The following is a 22,017-nucleotide window of genomic DNA, read 5'->3' on the forward strand; positions in this document are numbered from 1 at the left end:
ACGTCCAGATTTACTAACGAATTTTCCATTTTACTCGCCACTTTTTCCATTTTACTCGCCAAAATTTCTGAATTACGCGCTGACTTTACAAACTTTTGGAATTACTCAGTTCTTCAACTTTCCGATGTTACTCGCCAATTTCCAACTTACTCTCCACTTTCAGAATTTACTTCCGATTCCTAGAATGATCAGGACTTGCTCAATTTCTTGCAAAGGCCCCCAGAAGTTCCCTTTCTACCTTCCGAAGCGCCGCCGCAAATCTCGTGACCAACTCTTCCACTTCTTCTTTTCTAATGGTAAGAGGCGGTGATAAAATGATCGCGTCACCGGTAATCCCATCTACACCAGCGTTCGCTGGATAAACGAGGAGCCCCTCTTCGAAGTTGGCCCTTACGATACGATTAACGAGGTCACATTCTCGGGAAAAAGATTTTTTCGTTAGCTTGTCTTCCACAAACTCAATGCCGACAAATAATCCTTTCCCACGGACGTCACCAATGATTTCACTCGTTTGCGCCAATTCAGTTATTCGCTTTTTTAAATAAGCACCCATACGGGCGGAATTTTCCACAACATTATATTTTTCCATATATTGCAAGACTGCCAGCGCGGTTGCCGCAGACTGCGGGTTGGCACTGAAAGTATGGCCGCTCATGATGCTTTTCGAACCGTTTAAAATCGGCTCCATTACTTTTTCACTCACGACAGCCGCAGCGATCGGCGTATATCCCGCCCCCATACCTTTTCCGGTCGCCATAATATCCGCCGTGATCCCGAAATGTTCCATTCCGAACATCTTTCCAGTTCTGCCTACACCTGTCATCACTTCATCGGCTATAAATAAAATGTCATATTCATCACAAACGGCTTTCATTTTCCGAAAGTATTGATCAGAAGGAGTCAAAGCACCGCCCGCAGCACCGACCAGCGGTTCAGCGATAAAAGCGGCGATATGTTCTTTGCCGACCCGCCATATTTCTTTCTCTAATTCCTCCGCATAATCGTCGTCACATTCCTCTATCGTTCTGCCATTGGCATCCCGATAATAGTAAGGCGCCGAAACAGATGGATAGTTTTCCAGCATAGGCTCAAAACGTTCTCTTCGCTGGATATGGCCAGACATGGACAAGGCTCCCATCGTAATGCCGTGATAGCTCATCCATCTTGAGATAATTTTATTTTTTGTGTTCCTTCCTTGTTCCTGCCAATATTGAATGGCAATTTTCATTGCCGTTTCCGTCGCTTCAGAGCCGCTGTTCACAAAAAAAGACCAGTTTAAATCTCCTGGTGATATATCGCTCATTTTTTTCGCTAACTGTTCCGCCACTTCCGTGGTAAATTGCGAACGGTAAACGAAAGAAACCTTTTTGGATTGCTCCGCCATAGCGTTAATCACTTCTTGTACACCATGTCCAATGCTGGCGGTGACAGCTCCCGAAGAACCGTCAATATATTGCTTCCCTTGATCATCATATAAATAAATCCCTTTTCCATGCGTAATGAAAGGGTATTCGTCATGTAAGACAGGCTTAATTAAATATGTTCGTTTCATATGTTTTCCACCTCAATCTTCAGTTCAATTTCACATATATTTTCATCATGTTGGAAAACGTTTACTTCGCAAAAGTGATAATATATGTATAATAAATTATAGCTAACGCCATCTGGACTATCCATTCGACTAAAATGTAAAAAACATCGGGCTTCATTGTACTTTGTGTATAAAAATGAAAAGTAGGAGTTGTCTAAAATAGCGATCAGCATTCATAAAGCACTGCAACTGCCCGTTATGAAAAAGACAAGGTTAGTGGCAGGCCATAAGGGGATTGAAAATAATATCAAGTGGGTCACCATCGTTGAGGTGCTGGAAGATATCGGCAGGCTCCAGTACGGAGAATTTTTAATCACAACGGGCTTTGGACTATTGGAAAATGAGGAGCGGATGGAAGCTTTTCATCGTTTGCTCAAATCAAAATTACTGTCGGGAATCGCCATCTATACGAGTTTTTATATGAAAGAAATCCCAGCCAGTTTTATTGATCTGGCCGATCAAAATGATCTGCCTTTAATTGAAATTCCCACAGATATAAACTTTTCCGAAATTACGAAAGCCATTTTGGAGCAAATCGTCAATAACCAAATGCACCTGCTCGAGCAATCGGAAAATATCCACCGGGAACTGACGAACCTTATCTTAAATGACCAAAGTTTAACCGATGTCACGCTCCGGCTGTCTCAATTAACCGCAGCAAACATTCTTATATACAATGAGTTTTACGACATTATTTATGCCAATCAAAAGGATGAATTCCCTGTCAACAAAACCAACATTTCCCTGAATGGCCGACAGGTTAATATATCAAAACATTTATTGGCCAGTTTAGAAAAAGAAGCCACAGTGAACGAAACAATTGAACAGCATATTTTCACCATTTACCCCATCATAGCCAAACAGTCCTGTTACGGCTGGATCGTCATGATAAAGCTGGAAGAAAGCTGGCAAGAGCTTGACGATATTGCGATTGAACAAGCCGCACCGATTTATGCTATGGAATTTTTGAAACAGCAAGCGATTGAAGAAACACATTTACGCATTCAAAGTAATTTTTTAGACGACATTTTCAGTCAAAATTATATAAGCGAAAGAAACATGATTGACCATGGATTGAAGCTGAATTACGACCTTTCGTTACAACAGGCTGTTTTTCATTTGGCATTCAAGAATTCTGAAACCATTGATGACAACTTAATAGACAGGCTATATCATTTAACCGAACAAATCCTTGTTCAGAAAAAGAAACAGCACTTGATCCAGTCAAAATTACATTCGATTATCTTTTTAACGAATGTAACGGGAGAAACGAAAGAAGACAAATATAAATATTGTATTTCTTTGGCAGACGACATATTGAAAAATTGGCATTACTATTTTCCAAATGTTGAATTGGTGATCGGGATTGGAACAGACTACAATCAAGTGGATGAATTAGAGAAAAGCGCACGGGAAGCACGGTATGCGTTCAGATTGTGTGATTTAATCGGTACGGAAGCGCAAATTGTCCATTATCAGGATTTGGGAATGTATGATCTGTTGTTGAAAATGAGGAGAAACGGGATCCATTTAACATCCATCTATAAAGACCATATTAGCGGGCTGCTCAGTGAAACGGATAAAGAAATTGATCTGATTGAGACGTTGGACAGCTATTTTAAAAATAACCAAAGCATTCAAAAAGCGGCGGCAGAACTGTATATTCACCGTCATACGTTAAGATACAGGCTCAATCAAATCGAAGTCAAAACCGGGCTTGATATAAAATCGACGGAAGATCTGATGAAATTAAAGCTTGGTATTATGGCATATAAGCTGGTTGCCATATTGGATAAATAAAAGCATTAAGGGAAATTTGACAGCCAAGCTCAAAGGCTTCACGATAAACCCCTTTATTTAGCGAAGTAAAGGACAATACATACCGTTAATGAAAGCATGTATTGTCCTTCTTGTCATTTTTGGGAAATATCTTCACCAAAGTATTTTTCACTGATTTCGCCATAGGTTCCGTTTTCTTGAATTGATTTTAAAGCCTCGTTTACTTTTTTCAATAATTCTTCATCATCTTTTTGAATGGCTATCCCCATTTGATCTAAATAAATGGGTTCACCAACTTGTTTAATTTTCAAGTTATTTTGGTTGACAGCATACATTCCAACAAGTCGATCCGTGATGACGGCATCAAGACGCCCCTTTACCAACAAATCCTGCAGCGCGGTAACATCACTGTCGTATGTTTTGACATCATCTGTATATTCTTTTGCATTTTCTTCAAAAGTACTGGAAACGACCACACCTATCGTCTTTCCTTTTAAATCATCCGCGTTTTTAATGGAATCATTGTCTTTACTGACGAAAATTTGAGCACCTGACTCATAATAAGGGTCTGTAAAATTCACTTCTTTCAATCTTTCATCTGTAATCGCCATACTTCCGATAATGGCGTCAAATTTATCTGTTTGCAAAGCGGCGATAATGGTTTGCCAGGGATTCGTCACCGGCTTGGGATTCATGCCCATTTCTTCTGCAATCGCCGTACCAATTTCCACATCAAACCCGACCAACTTATTGTTTTCGGTATAGTTGAAAGGCGGATATAGACCGCTCGATGCAAAGACAAAATCCTCTTTTTGCTTATTTTCGGTACCGCTTGCCGCTTTTTCGCTACTTTCCTTTGTACCGCAAGCAGCCAGTCCTACCAATAGAATTGCCATCATTATTACGAAAATTGATCTTTTCACGATTGTTCCCTCCCTAAAAAAATGAATGTATGTTACAATACTTTTCCTAAAAATTGTCTCGCTTTTTCGCTTTTTGGATTTGTAAAAAATTCTTCAGGAGTGCTTTCCTCTGCGATGACTCCTTGATCCAAAAATACAATTCGATCCGCCACTTCACGTGCAAAGCCCATTTCATGTGTGACAACAACCATCGTCATGCCATCTTGCGCCAATTCTTTCATGACGTGTAATACTTCTCCCACCAGTTCGGGATCAAGCGCTGATGTAGGTTCATCAAATAGCAGTACACGAGGATTCATGGCCAATGATCGCGCAATCGCGACCCTCTGTTTCTGTCCTCCCGACAGCTTATCAGGATAGACATGAGCCTTGTCCGCCAAGCCGACCTTTTCTAACAGTTCCATTCCCTGCACGGCGGCTTTTTCCTTTTCCATCTTACGGACAATAACAGGTGCTTCGATAATATTTTCAATAACTGTTTTGTGGGGAAAGAGATTAAAATGCTGAAAAACCATCCCAATTTCTTCGCGTATTTTATTTAAATTCATATTGGCCGAATCAACTTTACTATCTTTAAACCAAATTTCACCGTCATCTTTAACTTCCAAATAATTCAAGCATCGAAGGAGAGTACTTTTTCCTGATCCGCTTGCTCCGAGAATAACAACGACTTCCTGACTTTTAATTTCTAAATCAATTCCTTTGAGGACGTGTAAATCCTTAAAGTACTTATGCAAGTTTTCAACTTTTATCATACTTATACTCTCCCCGTGTCTAGGTGTTTTTCAATTTTGTTCGTAATGAGTGTGAAAATAACGATCAAAATTAAATAATAAATCCCTGCAATCGTGTAAAATTCAAGCTGTCTAAATGTGGTGGCCGCCTGGCTCATGGAAAGATTGAAGATTTCTGTAATTCCAATAAATGCTACAAGTGAAGAGTCTTTTAAACCGATAATAAATTGGTTCCCCAACGAAGGTATGGAACGCTTGAACGCCTGAGGAAAAATAACGCGCCTCATTGCTTGCTTTTTCGTCATGCCAAGAGATTCTGCAGCTTCCATTTGTCCCTTATCAATAGACTGGATGGCCCCCCTGAAAATCTCGGCAATATACGCGCCGCTGTGAATCGCCAGCGCAATCGCCCCGGCCCAAAATGCCGATAAAACCACAATTTGCGTAATTCCGAAATATAGCCACATGATTTGAACGATGAGCGGCGTTCCACGAATCAGACCAATGTAAATGTTTGCAAGCCACGACAGCATTTTCTTATGAGAGATTTTCATAAGTGCGACGAACAATCCAATTACGCTAGCCAACACTAACGAAACAACGGTAATTTGCAAAGTTACGAGAGCAGCCTGCATAAAGCCGCTAAATGTCGATATGAAACTATCCATAAATTGACCCATGATCACATACATCCTTTTTTGATTTCTTATAGGAAAACGATAGCGCATACATTACAGAGGGAAAAGTGAAGACGCTAGCATTCCAAAAACATATTTATATATTACCAACAAGATGATAACGATTTCATTATCCAATTCATCATAATGTAGAGAGTCTTTTTATACGTGCTGTATAAGTGGCATATGAAAAAAAAGATATTTGTAGTATTTTGGAAATTTGGCGAGGATTTTTAAATTTGGGTGAGGATTTCCTTAATCTGGATAGTATACCGCTCAAAGTGAAGTGGACATAGCTTGGATGTGGATAGGATTTCTAATTTATGGAAAAACCACGTATGGCTGTAAGGTTTGGGAAGGATTTTCACTTTCTCGATAGTATCCATGCCAAGTCGGAGAGTATTTCTTCTGAAAAAATCACGCCGCTCAAGGTTCTAAATAAAAGAAGGTTCGGCCAAAAGCTGAACCTCCCACTCTGGGTTATGCTTAATATAAAAAGTAAATCAAAACACTTGTTACAGCTCCAACCAATATGCTCAGCAAGATACAATAGCCCATAATATCGCGAATATGAAGTCCCACAACTGATAGAATGGGCAATGCCCAAAATGGTTGGATCAAGTTTGTCCAGCCGTCTCCCCATGCGACCGCCATCGCCGTTTTGGAAGGATCTACTCCAAGTTCAATTGCAGCTGGGATCTGCAAAGGACCTTGCAATGCCCATTGTCCGCCTCCGGATGGTGCAAATATGTTTACCAAACCGGCCACCCAATAACTGAAAACATTGAACGTCTCGGGTGTTGCAACGGAAATCATCCCATTAATCAGCAGTTGCCCTAACCCAGAGCTTGTCAATATCGCAATAATACCAGCGTAGAAAGGGAATTGGAGAATAATAGGTGAAATCGACTTTGACACATCCATAAAAGCTTTTGCATATTGCCCCAATGAACGATGTAATAATAAGCCGAGTGATAAAAAGAACAGATTAATAATGTCCAAGTCCAAGTCTCGTCCGCCTGCAAAAGAAATAATTGTATAAAAAATGCCAATTGTTCCAATCAATATTCCCAAAATAGGAGTGTATTCCAGTTTCAAGGCTGGCGTTAATTTGCTTGTATCAGTTTCCTTACGAGTAGATGGCCGCTCTTCACCATCTTTGAGTTGATAACGAATCATATTTTTCTTTGGAGACATTAAGATAATAAAAATCGACATGGTCACCACAAGCGATAAAAAGATAATGATTGTGGAAGAGTGAAATAATGTCTCTGATGTGGGAATAACCCCCATCACTTCTTCCAAAAAGTGACCTTTTGTTGCAATTGTTAATCCAATTGAGCTGGAAATTCCTCCTGGAAACAATATAGTGGCTGAGTAAGCGGAAGCTACGAGCAATGGAAAATGAGCGTTTTCATTTCTTTTCCCAATTTCTCTAGCGATAATCGCGCCGACTACAACGGCCAAGCCCCAGTTAATGTAATAGGCACCTGCTGAAACAAGAAAAGTGATCAAGTAGGCTTTCCAAGGTTTGTTTGCCAATTTCGCAAGGTTAGCCAAGCCTCTGTTCATAATAGGTACTGAAGCTAAAGTCATTCCAGTCATTAATAACAGGGCCATTTGCATTGTAAAAGCCAAATAGGCCCAAAATCCATCTCCCCAAGCTGAAACAATCTTGCCGGATTCAGTTGGATTCATTAACAAAGCAATGAAAAAAACGAATACAGTCATAAGAACAGCAATCACAAAAGCATCCGGCAAATACCGTTGAACAACTTTTGCAAAACGATCAGCTACACCTGCTAACATATTTTTCCCCCTCCATTTTCTAGTTTAGATTACATCATAAGATAAACTTTTATAATGCGTAATTATCTGAAAGTATGAAAGGGAAAAGATTTCTTATACGCGATGTATAGAATGTGACTAAAACACATCCTCATCTCCAAAAAGTTCTTATTGCAATAATAAATAAGCTCCCCGGTATTTCAACTGATAAGAGGCCGGAACAGAACCCTAAAATGAGTAAACCGCATGGAATCAAGTTTAAAAACCTGAATTCCATGCAATTTTATTGTCACGATTTTTACGAATATCAATCAGCTTTCAACTTATGTCCCACCCCCTCCTTTTTGATGTATAACTGAATATTCTTCTTTATCTGAATCTATAGACATATCTATTTCCAGTTCCCTTTCCAATGGAAAGTTCGAGCGATTCCCGCTCAGTCCAACGTTTTATTCCATATTTCCAAGCCAATTGATTGATCCCATCTTGATTTGACACATATAGATGCAAGTCTTATTTACTTTAAAAAAACCACTTGCCAATTCCTCACAATCATTCAAGCCGACCACAGGTTATTAAGAAGATAGTAACAGCAGCTATGACAGGCAGTGCCTTTTCCAATGCAAGCTGAAACTCTGATCCACCTTTCACTGCGGACAGCTTTGAAACACGTTTACTGGCTAAGCGTTAAAAAGTAAACTTCAAGAGTGGGCATTTTTATGGTATCCATCCATTTTTTTCAAAACATGTTCTGAATTTTTCTTAGTCCTGAGAGATACAACATACATAATGATAAATGATAATGGTAACGAAATTAGAATCTCGGAGTTTTGCGGCAGTTCGAAAAGTGTAAATGCAACTAAAAAGCTAATTGCCCCTGAAAGCATTCCGGCGATGGCTCCCGATGTATTGGCTTCTTTCCACCATATTCCCAGCAATAATGGGACGAAAAAGGCAGAAGCCATTAGCCCCAGAGCCGCTGTATAAAAGACCATTAAAAATGCCGGGGGATTTAGTGACAGTAACATGACAGCAATCCCAATGACCCATGTTAGTATGACGGAAACCTTTAATATTTTCTCCTTTCCTGCGTTGGGATTTATCACTCCACTGTATAAGTCATAAGCAACCGCGCTGCTTAGCGCCAATAATAATGAGTCTGTTGTTGACATAATCGCGGCTAATATGGCTGCAACGATGATTCCCATCATGACAGGCCCAAAAAACTTTTCCGCAATGAGAAGCATCCACATGTCTGAAGAATAATTCTCCATAACGGATTGTCCCAAATTTGCAACATGCGGAACGACTGTGTAAGCCGGAGCGATGACAACAAAAGCATACACGAGTGTTGTATAATTTAATGTTAATTTCGCAGACTCCGCATTATCAGATGTAAATATACGCATAATCAAGTGCGGGGTTACACTAATAGCGGCAGCCCATGTAACAAATGCCCCTATATAGGTTAAAACGGAAAATGATTCACCGAAGGTTCCCAATGTCGGATTTATTTCAGCCGCATGAGCTATAAAATCGGTCCACTTCATTGGTAAATGGGCAATTCCTGCTACAATAATGGCCAATGTTAACAGTAATGTTAGGCCTCCCTGAAGAACATTTGTCCAAGTGACAGCCAACATTCCTCCCAGCGAAACATAAAAAATAAAAACAAGTGCAATAATGACCAAGCCCCATTCGTAAGGCCAGCCCGTGATATATGATGTAACGAGACCTCCCGCTTTCATTTGTGACATTAAATACATTCCTGAACCAACAATGATGATCACTGGAATCAAAACTTTTAAAAAGACACTTCCTTCATATCGGTCAATGAGAAACTCGGAAATTGTAATTTTTCCGGAATTTCTCAATGGCTTTGCCACTAAAAGGCCAGCTAACATAAATCCTACGGAGCATCCAATTCCAAAAGAAGTAATATATGGAAGTCCCAGCTCCCATGTCGTTCCTACACTTGCCATAAAAGTTCCGCCGCTGCCGGCTGCCGAAAGCAGCGCTATCGAATTAACTACCGGCCCAATTCTTTTTCCAGCCGCATAATATTCATCAATTCCCGAATCAGAAGATGATACTTTTTTTTGCGTAATAAGACCGAGTACCACTAAAAAAATGAAATAAATCATAACAATAATCAATTCAGTCATTCTCATAAACCTTACCTCCCTTTCTAATCCTTCTCATTGGGAGAACCTTTTTTTAATAGAAAGAAAATAGGAATTCCAACCGCCGGTATGAGAAATTGTAAAAGTTGTGCTCCCCACACCCAAGATGAAATATTTAAAATTTTCTGGTGATAAGTCCATGGTAAAAATAAAATAATGATATATATAATCATCCCTATCAAAAAGATCTTTTCATAGGTTGGCAGCGAATACCAACTCCCTTTATTTTTCATATATGATTCACACTCCTTTTATTGACCAAAGTCATCAATCCGTTTCCATTTATACTTGGTAATGAGCTGTAACAAAACGGCAAACCGAAAACGGGGATGTGATGTAATGTGCCATGGATCACTTGGCGCATTGTGGACAAAGCTTTTCATTACTGAATAAAAGCTCCCTTTAGACTGCTTTTTAAACTTGCATGACAGTAATGTGATTCCACTGTGTTGCTTTGATATCCCCATCACATTTGTAAAAAGCCTTGTTAAAGGATCCGCAGAAACATAAATAAATTGAATATGAAAATCCGGAGTGCGGATCAAGATTTTTTCATGTTGATCATCATACATAAAATGGGGATGAGATGTAGATATTTGATAGGAAATACCTCTACTTTCCAAAATTTCCTTAAAAAGGCGAACAGATTTTTCTTGGGAAAGTCCCATATACACTTCCCATCTTTTTACAGTTGATAGCATCACACCACATCCAAATTGGTTATTTGGTAAAAAACGCCACATTTAGTTTTAAACACAGGATCGCTCAAGTGTCTAGAGCATATCCTGTGCTTTTTGTCCAAAGAACAAATGCTTTATTTCCAAACTTGCTTAATGACCCTTGCAAAATTTCCTCCGATAAATTTATCTACATCATCATCACTATATCCTCTTTTTTTCAATCCCATCATGACATGATCCAATTCTTTAGATCCTTTAAAATCCTTCGCATGTGCCAATGAAAAATCTTCACTTACACTTGAATAATATTTCCCTACTACTTCCGGATATAATGTAGCTTGTTCCAGCACACCAGGAGTATCAATCTTATCATCTGGAGGTGCATCGCTGCCGTACCCAACGTGATCGATTCCTGCCAAATCAATCACATATTCAACATGATCTAAATAATCATCGAGAGTCGGCTGTTGATTGATCTCGCCTTTCCAACAAAGTGGCGCCCAAGGGGTTAAACCCATCACACCGCCTTTTTCAGCAAGCAACTTTATTTCTTCATCGGTTTTATTTCGCGGAATATGACTGATTTTCTTAACATTGGCATGAGAAAACACTACCGGGCTTTCACTCTCCTGAATAGCGGAAAGTGTTGTTAATTTGCTCGAGTGAGATACATCTATTAACATACCTAACCGATTCATTTCATGAATCATCTCTCTGCCAAAATCGGTTAAACCACGGTCAATTGTTTCCGTGCAACCGGAACCAATATAATTTGCTTTATTATAAGTAAGTTGTACGACTCTTACACCCATTTCATAAAAAGCACGTAAATTATTTAAGGAATTACCTATGGGATAAGGTTCTTGAAAAGTTAAAATGATAGATTTTTTTCCGGCAGCGGCATTCTTTTGCAGTTCAGCATATGTTCTTGCCACACCTAATGTCTTTTCCTGCTGATCAACGACATTATATATGTTAGCAATAGAACGGATTGTTTCCGAAAATCCTTCAAATGAAAGCAATGTTAGAAAGAAAGCATTCATTTTAGACTTTTGGACCGATTCCGAACACCCCTCAAAATCACCTACTGGATACATGCATCCATCAATAACCAATTGTTGATTGTCTGATTCCATCACCATTCCTCCTTCTCAACTTGAACAGAACACACTCTAGCTTTTGCTAATTTTGTTTATTATAGAATGCCATTATTAATATGTACAATATTCAAATAGTTTTGTTATGATATAAAATAAATATAGTTCAAAAGAAATGAGGCATCGTTATGGAACTTCGACATTTAAAATATTTTGTCACAGTTGCCGAAGAATTGAACTTTACAAAGGCGGCAAGCCGTTTAAATATGAGCCAGCCGCCTTTAAGTCAGCAAATTAAGCAATTGGAAAACAGTATTGGTGTAAAATTATTGGAACGCAGCAATCGAACAGTGGAATTAACGGATGCAGGAAGAGCTTTTTTGGAGAAAGCGTATAAAATACTCATAGATATAGAAAAAGCGCGTGAATACACAAGGAAGATTTACAAAGGGGAAAAAGGACAATTATCAATTGGATTCACCGATTCAGCACTCTATGACCTGATTCCCATTATCCAATCATATCAAAGCGTGAATACGGAAGTAGATATAACGATGCATCAAATGAGCACCGTTGATCAGCTTAAAGCATTACAAGAAGAGGAAATCCATATTGGATTCATTTGTACCCCTATTCAAAAAAGCAACCTTCATATCATTCCTATTCGCAAACAAAAATTCGTTGTAGTCCTTCCAAAGTCGCATAAGTTAGCCCAATCAGATTCACCCATTAACATTCAGGAATTAGTAGATGATACATTTATAGTTACCCCCAGAAAAGTGAGCCCTGTTTACTATGATACGGTTATGTCTATCTTTCATAAGATGAGTTTTGTTCCAAAGTTGACCATAACGGCACATATTTCAACGGCGGTTATTGCTTTAGTTTCATCAGGATTAGGAATTGCACTGATTCCTTCTTCCATGAAAAATCTCCAAATTGCAAGTGTCGTCTTTAAGGAACTGGATTTTAGTCCCACTATAGAAACATCTGTAGTATGGCGCTTCAATGAAAAGTCTCATATCGTCAACAGTATTGTCACATTGCTTAAGCAGTATATTGCAGAAAACACATCCAAACATAGGTGATAAAAACGTTTTTATTGGCAAGCTATTCCGGTATTTTTTTCTCAAATCGGCTCTGGTACTTTACCAAAAAGCCGACCAATGTGCCCAAAACGCGCCCAACTTTATTGAAAAGCCTCTGCCATCTTTTTTGCAACTACACACTTTCATTTATTCGTTTTGTAAAGTGAAAAGATATTTGATAGAAGGAGAAAAAGCCCTTGAATGCAAAGTGTATAACATACAATGAATTTGGCAATCCGAAAGACGTATTAAAAATCGAATATAAAAGCATTGATCCCCCCAAAAATGACGAAATCCTTGTTCGTATGCTCGTTCGGCCCATCAATCCTTCTGACTTAATCCCGATTAAAGGGGCATACGCCCATCGAATTTCACTGCCGGATATACCTGGCTATGAAGGAGTTGGCATTGTAAAAGATGTCGGGTCATTTGTATCCCGGCACCTCATCGGAAGGCGCGTGTTACCTTTACGGGGAGAAGGCACATGGCAGGAGTTTGTCAAAACATCGGCGGAATTGGCTGTTCCCGTTCCTGACTCCATTGATGATATGACCGCATCGCAAGTATATATTAATCCCGTTACGGCTTGGGTCGCTTGTACCGAAGTTTTACGTTTAAAACCAAATGACATTTTACTTGTAAACGCCTGCGGTTCCGCCATCGGTCATATGTTTGCCCAGTTTGCAACCATATTGGGTTTTCGCTTAGTTGCGATCACCAGAAGCAACCAATATACCGAAGACCTTCTCCAGCTTGGGGTCTCCCATGTAATAGATACTTCCAGAGAACCGCTGTATGAGACAGTCATGGACATAACAAAGGGGATGGGGGCGAATGCGGCTATCGATTCAATCGGAGGCAAGGCTGGAGAGGAACTGGCATTTTGTGTTCGACCTAATGGCCTATTTTTAGCGATTGGCCTTTTATCAGGCATCCAAGTAAACTGGAAAAACATTTACAATGAAGCCAAATTGCAAGCAACAATGTTCCATTTACGAAACTGGAATAAAAAGGTGTCAATCGACAAATGGCAACAAACCTTCCAATTGTTATTCAAACTCTTGGAGGACCGGAAATTGCGCTTGGCAAAAGTGCATTCCCAACACGATTTATCGAATATAAAGCAGGCTATTGATGCTACGTTAGAACCTCGTAAAGGAAAAGTGTTTTTAACGAGTGATAAAAATTAACGGGCGCCCTCATGTTGGTCATGAACATTTTTTCGAAGATGCTACTGGATAACTGAAAACAATTATTCTAAGGAATCGGAGAAGGGCTTTATGAAAAAGGTATTGCTCATTGTAGCTGTTTCGGTAAGTGTAGTACTGCTTTCTTTATATGGAAGCTACCAGTATTTGGTACATAATCATGAAAAAAAGAACTGAAAATGAAGAAAAAAGCAGAAACGGCAGGTGTCCCCAGCGAAGAATTTATCGAGCAAACGCAATCAATTGGTGGTATAAGCTATAAGGTTTAGCTTGGTGAAAACCCAACACAAGAGGCCGTCATTGCTGTGTTGCATAAAATGACTCACCTCAGCAAAGTAAGAGCCGAACAGAAGTGGGGGCTATCCCTGAAACGATTAACGATGTGCTTGCAATCGTCTCAAAGAGCCATTTTGAAAGAAAAGAAGAATGTCTTGCCCTACTTGATGGAGACTTTTCAAGAGGCGACGAAGATCATAACTACCTTTGGAGTTATCAAGGTGTACGATCGGTAAAGTATATCATTATGTCGGAAAATGAAGAACAAGAGTTTATGAGAGATAATGTTAAAGAAGCAGGAACTACAAAAAAGATTGACCATATGATACAGGTAAAACAAAAAACAGCATTTGCCCAAATAGAGACAACTGCTGTCTTTTATGTATAGCTTTTACACCGTGACTTTTCTCAACGGATTAAAGGGGGTAAGATCCAAGTCCAGTTCATTGCCAAGCACAAGATTAGCCGCTGTTAGTCCGACATACGGCCCCATCGTCAAGCCCGAAGCACCCAAACCATTGGCAATAACGAGCCCCTCCATAGAAGGAACAAGTCCAATCAAAGGTGAAAGTTCTTTGCCAAATGGCCTAAACCCGATTCTGATTTCCTTCAATGTGCCGTTGGCAAGACCGGGAGCGATTGACAATGCTTTATCAAGCACTTCTTTTACACCAGATGCCGTAACACGGTAATCGAATCCCGCTCCTGTTTCCCTTGTTGCTCCCACGACTACTCTGGAATGATCAAACGAAACGAGATAATGATCATTTTGCGGGAGAATGACGGGCCAATTGGAAGTGTCGTGTCCTGGAACTTCTAAATGGATGATTTGTCCCCGTTGCGGTACGATGGATACATCTATCCCCAAGGGCTCCAGCACTTTGGAAATCCACGCTCCTGCTGTCACGACAACAGCGTCGGCGGAAATGAATTGACCTTTCACACGGACACCAACCACTTTACCATCTTTTGCTTCCAGATCGGCTTCTCCTGATTGGTAAAGGGCACCATGCTTTTGGGCTGCTCTGTTCAGCGCGTCTCTCATCAACTTCCCGTCTACCCGTGCGGCGCCTGTAACATATACAGCCCCGAGACCGCTGTTTAAAGGCGGAAAAAGCGCTTGTGCCTCGGCAGGGGACAAACGGCGAATTTCACCCACTTCCGGAGTTTCCGATTGCCGTTTTCTAACCATTTGTTCGATTGTATCCAGTTTCCCTTCATCACTATTTACGGCCATCGCTCCCACTAAACGATAGCTGATATTCGTTTCACCATCTTGTCCCAGCATGGATATAAGTGAAGGATAGTAACACGCCCCCGCATTGGCAAGCGTATACAGATCCGGATGGTTGTCATCTCCGCTTGAAATCCAAGGGCAGACAATCCCGGCTCCCGCTGCTGTCGCCTGGCCTTCATGTAGATAATCCACAACCACAACCTCCACGCCTTCCCGCGCTAAATGGTAGGCCGTGCTTGCTCCTACAATACCCGCGCCTACAACGATTACTTTCATTTGTTCACGCCCTTTCCCATTTCATGTTGCATACTCTAAGCCAGATCGTGCTTCAGCTACGACCTTACGGCTGAAACAAAGCGATTAATGTCAGATGCCTGACTAAAAAACCTGTTATTGCTTGACCAATAGATGCAATAATTCACTCGCATCTTTTAACAACTGGTTGAGTGAAGCGCCTTCTTCCTGTCCTTTTTCATAAACGAGTTGCAAAACCTCTTTAAGAATCATTTGTGACTCATCGACCATGCAAACGCACTCCCTTCTAATGAAGTGGTCCTTGTTCATTATAAAAGAATAAGAGATTATTCACAGTTTATTCATCTTGGCTTGACTTGGAACAGAAGACCCATCACCGCTTACATTATATATAAAAAAGGAGAAAATGACTAAATAAAAAGCAATGAAGCAAATTGATCACTACGATTGTTAAAAATTTCTCCCAATCTTGTTTTAGTTTTTGCAATTTAATTACACCTATTGAAATATAGCAACAATATTGAGGTGAAAAATGTAAAGAAAGACATCTCGTGTTCGTTATAGCTGTAAATAAAAATTAAGGAATGATTCAAATGGCAATACCTATTATCGAATTGGAATTTGGGCGTAAACAGTCAAAAGAAGAAACATTATTTGTATTTAATGAGCATATTAAGCCAAATGAGGAATTTCAAAAATAAAATTTTAAGATCAACTTTAAAGAAGATGCTATTGTCATTTTGGCAGCTAATAAAACAGAATTCGTTGCCCCGGTTGATGAAAATATTGTAATCTCATTACTCGTGTTGTACTGAAATTCGGCAATGCGGTCGTTTGTTAACAATTTTTACTAAAGATGATCTTAATCTAGAAGTTGTAACAGTGCGGTTTTAAATGAAGCCAAAAACAAACTAACAACTTTTATAATCCTACAAGATGAAGGTGTTGAATTAGAAATTCCTTATACTGGAAAATATATTGAATCAATGGATTTTGAAAAAGGTCTCCCCGAATAAAGCAAATTAAGTTGAAGATCAATCTTTTAAAACTCTTAAACCTTTGTATCAATGGGGCGATGGTTGTTATCCGGGATATAAACATTGTGGAAGGAACTGTGGTGATCGTGGGAAATATGGTGGCGATACCCCTAGGAATCGATATGATGTTTGCTGCCCTACTCACAATCGTTATTGGGCAACTTATGGAACTAATGACTGCCAATGTGATTGCAATTTCATTGCTCTGGCACTATGCCCCGACGGTATTACAATTAGCGTTATTAGCTTGGTTCCCTCCTAAAAAATTGCAAATGTTAATTAAAAAACAACTCCACTTATTTATAGGCGGGGTTGTTTAAGGTTTTTTGTGTTTTTAGCTATATAAAAAGTCAAGACGGTAAAAACAAAGACCGTAAAACCAGTAAAACCATATGCTGCACCTTCAAAACCTCTAACGGAAAAACTTATGATGAATACAATAGCTACTATTAATAAACCTAAATAAGATGGAATTTTAGCTAAAGATGTTGACTTTTTCTTTAGAACTAAAGTTAAAACAAGTAGTATAGAACCGATGATGATACCGACACCGACTGGAACATATAATAACAAATGGGCCACTCCCCCATTCATTTTTTAAATTAATTACTCTAATAATATCAAAGATTCACAAAAAAAGAACTGTAAATTGTTTATTCTTTTATCACCCCCAATTTATCTTTGTTTTTTATGAAAATACTTTTAAGAGGTCTCGCCCACATTTCGGAAGTTTTGTACTTTAAGTAAGCTTCTGTTCTGTTTAAAAAGATGTTCAACGGCTATTTTTTGGTATCCGTTCGGAACGTCAGCTGGAAAGAGAAATTCAAACCAATGGCATATGGCTGGTTCTCGGGATTGCGGTTGTCCGATCCTACCCAGGGACTATTTCCAAAATGGAAATTCAAGTGATGAAGAACAAAATATTTATATATGCCCCAACGGTGAAGTATTGCGCTATGCAACCACAAACCGTGATGGTTATAGGAATATAAGTCCGATTCCCAAAAAGGTGTTGCCTGCCCACTCTTGGAGAAATGGACTCGATCAAAAAATCATCAGAAAGTGGTCACTCAACATGTCCGGGAAGACCACAAAGAAAAAATGCGGTTTCATCGGTTTTCTCCTTCGGGTAAAAAACTTTATAAATGTAGAAAAGAAAAGGTCGAACGAAGCTTCGCAGATTCAAACGAACTGCATGGGCTTCGTAATTTGTCAGTTGAGGGGATACTAAAGGCGGGCGAGCAGCTGCTGCTTACGGCAGCCTGCCAGAACATGAAGAAGATTGCCACCTATCTAGACAGGCAAGTCTAGGTGGGCGGGAGTCGTTTTTCTTATAATAAATAAATATTAAGTAGATTGCATCTTCTATATACTTAGATATAAAGAAAGCTTGTAGAGAAAAAAATATTTACTTTGTCTACAAGCTGACCGGATTCCACCCGGCTTTTGGTGTAGTGAAGGTAAGAGAACTAGTATCAACATGAGTTGTTCATGATCTAAAACATATTGCGCAAATCGTTCGTGTAATGGCGGAACGGTACAGATCAGATGTAGGACCATGGACTTCCTAATTTAGGCATATTAAAAAGAATTTGATATCTCGGAAGGTACGTACAACCATTTTTTAGTAGATTGGCAGTTCCCACCTCTGGGGCTTTTTGCGGAAAAGTGATCAAGGCCGTCCCCTATGCATGTTCTTCTGAAAGACGATCCAAAACTTACTTAATAAAAAAATAACAAGCCAGAAAAGACAGCCCATCAACATTATGGTTCAAAACAGGTTATGACGAATTTTTTTGCGAATATGTGCGCCTGGAAGACCGATATAGTTGATTCATTCTTTACTTAGTTCGTCCTTTATCATCAAAAAAGTGAAAAATAGAAAAAAGAACAAATTGCTTATCAACATCAATAAATTCTTATTCTTCTTTCACTAATTCTTGCTTTCTTCTAATGAATATATTTCGTAAGAGAGCTGGATTTCTGGCCACTTCTTTTTAAAATGGTTCAGATCAAACTTGCATTTTTACCACAAAGATGAACTATTGCCTTTTTATTTATCATTGCTTCTTATACTTTGCGATCAATATATGCTTTGAAAATTGCTAACACATCATGGATTTTGACAAACAATCATCTCTCCTCCTTTTCATCGGAACTTGCAAACATCTGCTTACAACAGTAGTGATTTATCATAGCACTTGTTGTAGCTTCATTTATTCCACTTATTCGGAAACTTGATAGCCTTTATCACATTGTTTCCGAGGCTTTATCCCATGTGTTGCACCATGGCACTTATATCCAATGGTTCAGTAGGAATTGACTCTATTGATCACATGCCTCATATGTCTGCGCTACATTTCTTTACCTTCCGATATACCATGCATTTTTTTTCAAGGGCTGTAAAAAAGTCACTTCTACAAAACTTTTTTACGGCCCCTTGCCGTTTATTCCGAATGTGAAGCGCCATTTGTTGCAGTGGGTAATATGATCCGTCTTTCTATAGGGGTGCTCAACAAAATGGAGGTCCTCGTATTGCCATAAGGAACTAAACGTTCGATCAGTCCCGTCAGTTCATCCATGCCATTTAAGGCGGCTTTTATATAGTAGTGAACATGTCCGGTGGCCCGATGACACTCGATCACATCAGGTTCATCGGCAAGGAAGCGTTCAATCTCATTGAGGGGTGCCCGTATTTCACTTAACTCAATCATCACCAATAATTTTCTTCCAACAGCAGCAGGAGGAACCCTGGCATAAAATCCTTCAATGATGCCCTTTTCCTGAAGCCGTTTTAATCGTTCCGCAACACTGGGACGGCTGAGCGCCATTTTTTTCGACAACTCACTAATAGAACTTCTGCCATCCTGTTGCAGCAATGTAAGCAAATGCACGTCCAATTGATCCATCATTTATCCCTTCTTTCAAATTGAATATGATTATTGATTTATTCCTTCAAATTGAATCCCTATTCAAGATAAAATATTCTCTTTGGTATGTAATCTGTTACTTAATTGTACTATTATTATTAGCACAAATGAATTAATTGAAAAATAAAAACTTGACATCAAATGTAAGGAGGGTGATGAAAATGCTGTTGCATTGCAATGAGAGTATGTCCCTGTACAGTTTATCGAGATACAAAAGCCTGGTTAGGTTCAAAAGAAAATCGAAACAATCGTCCGGCACTCGCCACATTTTGGAAAAATTACTGTGATAAACAGACATTTTAACATGCAGAAAAGAGGTCATTATGAACAGCACTTTTAAAATAATTGTTATAGCAGGTGCATTTGTATCATTCATACTGGGAGCGGGAACAGCGACAGGGCAAGAAATTCTGCAATTCTTCGTATCTTTTGGTTACTATGGGATTGGCGCGATTATTATTGCGGCCATCTTGCATATGTGGTTTGGCGCATATGCGATGGATGTGGGACTTCGCTTAAAGATTGATGATTCAAAGGACGTTTTTACGTATTTTTGTGGCAAATATATTGGCACCTTTTTCTATTGGTTTTCGCAATTATTTATATTAATTGTATTTGTTGTAATGATCTCAGGAGCTGGCGCGACTGTTTCCGAGCACTTCGGAGTTGGCGTTGTAGCCGGCCGGGCACTCATGGCGATACTTGTATTAATCACAGCTTTATTACGATTGGAAACAATGATCAAAATATTGGGAATAGCGGGACCAATTATTATCTTTTTTGCGGTTATTGTGGGAGCCGGCAGTTTCGACCAGTCCGGATTTTCTCAAGCGGGAACAGTGATCGAGGAGCTGCGTTTACCAACAGCGACCACTTACTGGTGGCAGTCTGGACTTGTCTATTCTTCATTTGTTTTACTTGTGGCGTTGCCTTTTTTGGCAAATCTGGGGAAAGGCGAAGTAAGCAGAGGAAATGTCATTATCGGGGGAAGTTTAGGCGGGCTGATTATGCTAATTGGCGTTTTTGCAATCTATATTGGCCTCCTGTCCAACGTCAAACAACTTCACACAAAAGATATTCCAACATTATGGTTGGCAAATCAGATCAGTCCAATGATAGCACTTTTCTTTTCCATTATTCTTCTTATTGCCATTTATACAACGGCTGTGGGAATGCTTTGGACAGTTTCCATACAGTTTTCAAAAGGCGACACGTTAAAATATAGAGCGACCACCATTGCGCTAACGATACTTGGCTTTTTTGGCGGATTATTTCCCTTCGCCAAAATAATCGACTTAGTATACCCGATCGTTGGATACATCGGCTTAATATTAATGGTTGGCATGCTTTATCGCCAATTTATTAATAAGGGAAAAATTGAAGAAGCTTATGAAATAAAAATAGGAAAATGAGGGATAAATGATGAGTAAATATGCAAAAAAACCGGATTACAAAAGAGTGAAGCTGGACATGCCCTTTACAGGCATCACTTCTTTTAAAAAATACCCAATTTGTACTGATTTAGACGATTTAAATGCCGACTTTGCCATTATCGGCGTTCCAAATGATATGACAACTGCCTGGCGTTCCGGAACGCGCATGGGGCCAAGATCCATTCGGGAACAATCGTCCCTGTATGCATTTGGTGCAGGATATGACCATGAAAAAGATATCGTCTACGATAATGATGGCTGGAAAATTGTTGATTGCGGGGATGTTTCCATTATTAATGGGGATATTGAACAAAGCCATGAAAATACAGAAGAAGCCATCAGAAATATTATTGCCAAAGGCGCCATTCCGATTGTCATGGGCGGGGATCATTCCATCACCTCCCCGGTTGCCTTTGCGTTAGAAAGCCACCAAAAAGTAAACGTCGTCCAAATTGATGCGCACCTGGACTGGTTAAAGGATGCATCTGGTCAACGATTTACGTTAAGCAGCCCTATGAGAAGAATGTCCGAAATGGACCACATCCATAAAATGGCGCAACTTGGAATAAGAGGAGTCGGAAGCAGTCAAAAGGAAGACTTTGATGATGCCCGTGCATACGGCAGCACAATTTTATCGCCAAAGCAAATTCGAAAAATGGGAATTAAAGAAGCTTTAAAAGATATGCCGAATGGTGAAAAATACTATGTAACGATCGATATAGACGGATTGGACGCTTCCCTTGCTCCCGGAGCCGGCTCACCTTCACCAGGAGGGTTTAATTACGATGAAGTAAGCGAGATTTTGGAAGCCGTGGCCAAGAAAGGCGAGGTGATTGGTTTTGACCTGGTTGAAGTGAACCCATTATACGATCCTACCGGAGTCACTTCACAAATTGCCGCGAGACTCATCATTGATTTTATTAATTTTATTATTAGAGAAAAGCAACTTAATGGAGCGCAACCTTTGTAAGCCCCCAACAATGAATCAGGTGGAGAAAAACAAGTTTTTGTTTTCTCCACCTGATTTTTTATTTCTCTCACATTAGCGCAATTCCAAACATTAAACTACAGCCTTTCCCTCAACACTCCCATCTTGCCAGC

At 39.6% G+C, this 22,017-nt stretch carries 19 protein-coding genes and 2 pseudogenes; 9 read left to right on the plus strand and 12 right to left on the minus strand.

The features are described from left to right. Positions 1-199 precede the first annotated feature (199 nt). The gene (locus MHB50_RS17150; RefSeq protein ID WP_339164923.1) at positions 200-1,552 is read right to left on the minus strand and encodes an aspartate aminotransferase family protein; all 1,353 of its coding nucleotides are present in this window, start codon (positions 1,550-1,552) and stop codon (positions 200-202) included. 189 nt (positions 1,553-1,741) lie between these two features. On the opposite strand from MHB50_RS17150, the gene MHB50_RS17155 reads away from it, so the two are divergent. Further along, positions 1,742-3,391, plus strand: coding sequence for a PucR family transcriptional regulator (locus MHB50_RS17155; protein WP_083717638.1), 1,650 nt, complete (start codon positions 1,742-1,744; stop codon positions 3,389-3,391). Between the two features lie 113 nt (positions 3,392-3,504). On the opposite strand, the gene MHB50_RS17160 is transcribed toward MHB50_RS17155, so the two are convergent. The 7 genes from MHB50_RS17160 to MHB50_RS17190 form a co-directional block, all read right to left on the minus strand. Then, positions 3,505-4,293, minus strand: a complete 789-nt coding sequence (locus tag MHB50_RS17160) for an ABC transporter substrate-binding protein (RefSeq protein ID WP_340084287.1) — start codon at positions 4,291-4,293, stop codon at positions 3,505-3,507. 32 nt (positions 4,294-4,325) lie between these two features. After that, positions 4,326-5,048 (minus strand): amino acid ABC transporter ATP-binding protein, encoded by a 723-nt coding sequence (locus MHB50_RS17165; RefSeq protein WP_339164926.1) that lies wholly within the window; start codon positions 5,046-5,048, stop codon positions 4,326-4,328. Positions 5,049-5,050: 2 nt separating this feature from the next. Further along, positions 5,051-5,707 carry an amino acid ABC transporter permease gene (locus MHB50_RS17170; RefSeq protein ID WP_077112988.1) on the minus strand — a complete coding sequence of 219 codons (657 nt, stop codon included), beginning with the start codon at positions 5,705-5,707 and terminating at the stop codon, positions 5,051-5,053. A gap of 483 nt (positions 5,708-6,190) precedes the next feature. Next, complete coding sequence (locus tag MHB50_RS17175) at positions 6,191-7,513, minus strand: TIGR00366 family protein (RefSeq protein ID WP_077112987.1); 1,323 nt, start codon at positions 7,511-7,513, stop codon at positions 6,191-6,193. A 680-nt stretch (positions 7,514-8,193) separates the two neighbouring features. Continuing rightward, positions 8,194-9,663 carry a sodium:solute symporter family protein gene (locus MHB50_RS17180; protein ID WP_340084288.1) on the minus strand — a complete coding sequence of 490 codons (1,470 nt, stop codon included), beginning with the start codon at positions 9,661-9,663 and terminating at the stop codon, positions 8,194-8,196. Positions 9,664-9,926: 263 nt separating this feature from the next. Beyond that, positions 9,927-10,376, minus strand: a complete 450-nt coding sequence (locus tag MHB50_RS17185) for a hypothetical protein (RefSeq protein WP_077112984.1) — start codon at positions 10,374-10,376, stop codon at positions 9,927-9,929. 113 nt (positions 10,377-10,489) lie between these two features. Continuing rightward, the gene (locus MHB50_RS17190) at positions 10,490-11,491 is read right to left on the minus strand and encodes a membrane dipeptidase (RefSeq protein ID WP_340084289.1); all 1,002 of its coding nucleotides are present in this window, start codon (positions 11,489-11,491) and stop codon (positions 10,490-10,492) included. A gap of 149 nt (positions 11,492-11,640) precedes the next feature. On the opposite strand from MHB50_RS17190, the gene MHB50_RS17195 reads away from it, so the two are divergent. From MHB50_RS17195 to MHB50_RS17205, 3 genes are all read left to right on the plus strand, one after another. Continuing rightward, positions 11,641-12,540, plus strand: coding sequence for a LysR substrate-binding domain-containing protein (locus tag MHB50_RS17195; protein ID WP_339164929.1), 900 nt, complete (start codon positions 11,641-11,643; stop codon positions 12,538-12,540). Between the two features lie 197 nt (positions 12,541-12,737). Next, entirely contained in the window at positions 12,738-13,730 is a 993-nt protein-coding gene (locus MHB50_RS17200; protein WP_339164931.1) for a zinc-dependent alcohol dehydrogenase family protein, read from the plus strand. A gap of 370 nt (positions 13,731-14,100) precedes the next feature. Then, a complete protein-coding gene (locus tag MHB50_RS17205) occupies positions 14,101-14,412 on the plus strand; it encodes a DUF6241 domain-containing protein (RefSeq protein WP_340084290.1) in 312 nt (103 codons plus the stop codon). 3 nt (positions 14,413-14,415) lie between these two features. Here the strand turns inward: MHB50_RS17205 and MHB50_RS17210 are convergent, their stop codons facing one another. Beyond that, positions 14,416-15,537 carry an FAD-binding oxidoreductase gene (locus tag MHB50_RS17210; RefSeq protein WP_340084291.1) on the minus strand — a complete coding sequence of 374 codons (1,122 nt, stop codon included), beginning with the start codon at positions 15,535-15,537 and terminating at the stop codon, positions 14,416-14,418. A gap of 114 nt (positions 15,538-15,651) precedes the next feature. Beyond that, positions 15,652-15,786: a hypothetical protein gene (locus MHB50_RS17215; protein ID WP_268920972.1), complete on the minus strand. Its 135-nt coding sequence runs from the start codon at positions 15,784-15,786 to the stop codon at positions 15,652-15,654. An 832-nt stretch (positions 15,787-16,618) separates the two neighbouring features. Between MHB50_RS17215 and MHB50_RS17220 the strand changes: the two genes are divergently transcribed. Next, entirely contained in the window at positions 16,619-16,873 is a 255-nt protein-coding gene (locus tag MHB50_RS17220; RefSeq protein ID WP_340084293.1) for a hypothetical protein, read from the plus strand. Here the strand turns inward: MHB50_RS17220 and MHB50_RS17225 are convergent. Beyond that, entirely contained in the window at positions 16,854-17,126 is a 273-nt protein-coding gene (locus MHB50_RS17225) for a YesK family protein (protein ID WP_340084294.1), read from the minus strand. The two genes, MHB50_RS17220 and MHB50_RS17225, sit on opposite strands and share 20 nt — an antisense overlap. A 297-nt stretch (positions 17,127-17,423) precedes the next feature. Here MHB50_RS17225 and MHB50_RS17230 point away from each other — a divergent pair. Together MHB50_RS17230 and MHB50_RS17235 are read left to right on the plus strand one after the other, a co-directional pair. Then, positions 17,424-17,864: pseudogene (locus tag MHB50_RS17230) on the plus strand (transposase); the annotation flags it as partial. A gap of 107 nt (positions 17,865-17,971) precedes the next feature. Further along, positions 17,972-18,124: pseudogene (locus MHB50_RS17235) on the plus strand (DinB family protein); the annotation flags it as partial. Between the two features lie 876 nt (positions 18,125-19,000). Here MHB50_RS17235 and MHB50_RS17240 read toward each other — a convergent pair. After that, complete coding sequence (locus MHB50_RS17240; protein WP_340085356.1) at positions 19,001-19,462, minus strand: Lrp/AsnC family transcriptional regulator; 462 nt, start codon at positions 19,460-19,462, stop codon at positions 19,001-19,003. A 344-nt stretch (positions 19,463-19,806) separates the two neighbouring features. Here MHB50_RS17240 and MHB50_RS17245 point away from each other — a divergent pair, with 344 nt between their 5' ends. Next, positions 19,807-20,895, plus strand: coding sequence for a hypothetical protein (locus MHB50_RS17245; protein ID WP_340084295.1), 1,089 nt, complete (start codon positions 19,807-19,809; stop codon positions 20,893-20,895). Between the two features lie 7 nt (positions 20,896-20,902). Beyond that, positions 20,903-21,886, plus strand: a complete 984-nt coding sequence (gene speB, locus MHB50_RS17250) for an agmatinase (protein WP_340084296.1) — start codon at positions 20,903-20,905, stop codon at positions 21,884-21,886. Positions 21,887-22,017 lie beyond the last annotated feature (131 nt).

This window comes from Siminovitchia sp. FSL H7-0308, from assembly GCF_037980985.1.
Taxonomy (GTDB): Bacteria; Bacillota; Bacilli; order Bacillales; family Bacillaceae_C; genus Siminovitchia; species Siminovitchia thermophila.

What these genes read in the sequence shown, in the direction of transcription:
- MHB50_RS17150 (WP_339164923.1), bottom strand. Translation starts at nt 1,552, where the DNA reads ATGAAACGAACATATTTAATTAAGCCTGTCTTACATGACGAATACCCT.
- MHB50_RS17165 (WP_339164926.1), bottom strand. Translation starts at nt 5,048, where the DNA reads ATGATAAAAGTTGAAAACTTGCATAAGTACTTTAAGGATTTACACGTC.
- MHB50_RS17170 (WP_077112988.1), bottom strand. Translation starts at nt 5,707, where the DNA reads ATGGGTCAATTTATGGATAGTTTCATATCGACATTTAGCGGCTTTATG.
- MHB50_RS17175 (WP_077112987.1), bottom strand. Translation starts at nt 7,513, where the DNA reads ATGTTAGCAGGTGTAGCTGATCGTTTTGCAAAAGTTGTTCAACGGTAT.
- MHB50_RS17180 (WP_340084288.1), bottom strand. Translation starts at nt 9,663, where the DNA reads ATGAGAATGACTGAATTGATTATTGTTATGATTTATTTCATTTTTTTA.
- MHB50_RS17185 (WP_077112984.1), bottom strand. Translation starts at nt 10,376, where the DNA reads ATGCTATCAACTGTAAAAAGATGGGAAGTGTATATGGGACTTTCCCAA.
- MHB50_RS17190 (WP_340084289.1), bottom strand. Translation starts at nt 11,491, where the DNA reads ATGGAATCAGACAATCAACAATTGGTTATTGATGGATGCATGTATCCA.
- MHB50_RS17195 (WP_339164929.1), top strand. Translation starts at nt 11,641, where the DNA reads ATGGAACTTCGACATTTAAAATATTTTGTCACAGTTGCCGAAGAATTG.
- MHB50_RS17210 (WP_340084291.1), bottom strand. Translation starts at nt 15,537, where the DNA reads ATGAAAGTAATCGTTGTAGGCGCGGGTATTGTAGGAGCAAGCACGGCC.
- MHB50_RS17215 (WP_268920972.1), bottom strand. Translation starts at nt 15,786, where the DNA reads ATGGTCGATGAGTCACAAATGATTCTTAAAGAGGTTTTGCAACTCGTT.
- MHB50_RS17240 (WP_340085356.1), bottom strand. Translation starts at nt 19,462, where the DNA reads ATGGATCAATTGGACGTGCATTTGCTTACATTGCTGCAACAGGATGGC.
- MHB50_RS17245 (WP_340084295.1), top strand. Translation starts at nt 19,807, where the DNA reads ATGAACAGCACTTTTAAAATAATTGTTATAGCAGGTGCATTTGTATCA.
- speB (WP_340084296.1), top strand. Translation starts at nt 20,903, where the DNA reads ATGATGAGTAAATATGCAAAAAAACCGGATTACAAAAGAGTGAAGCTG.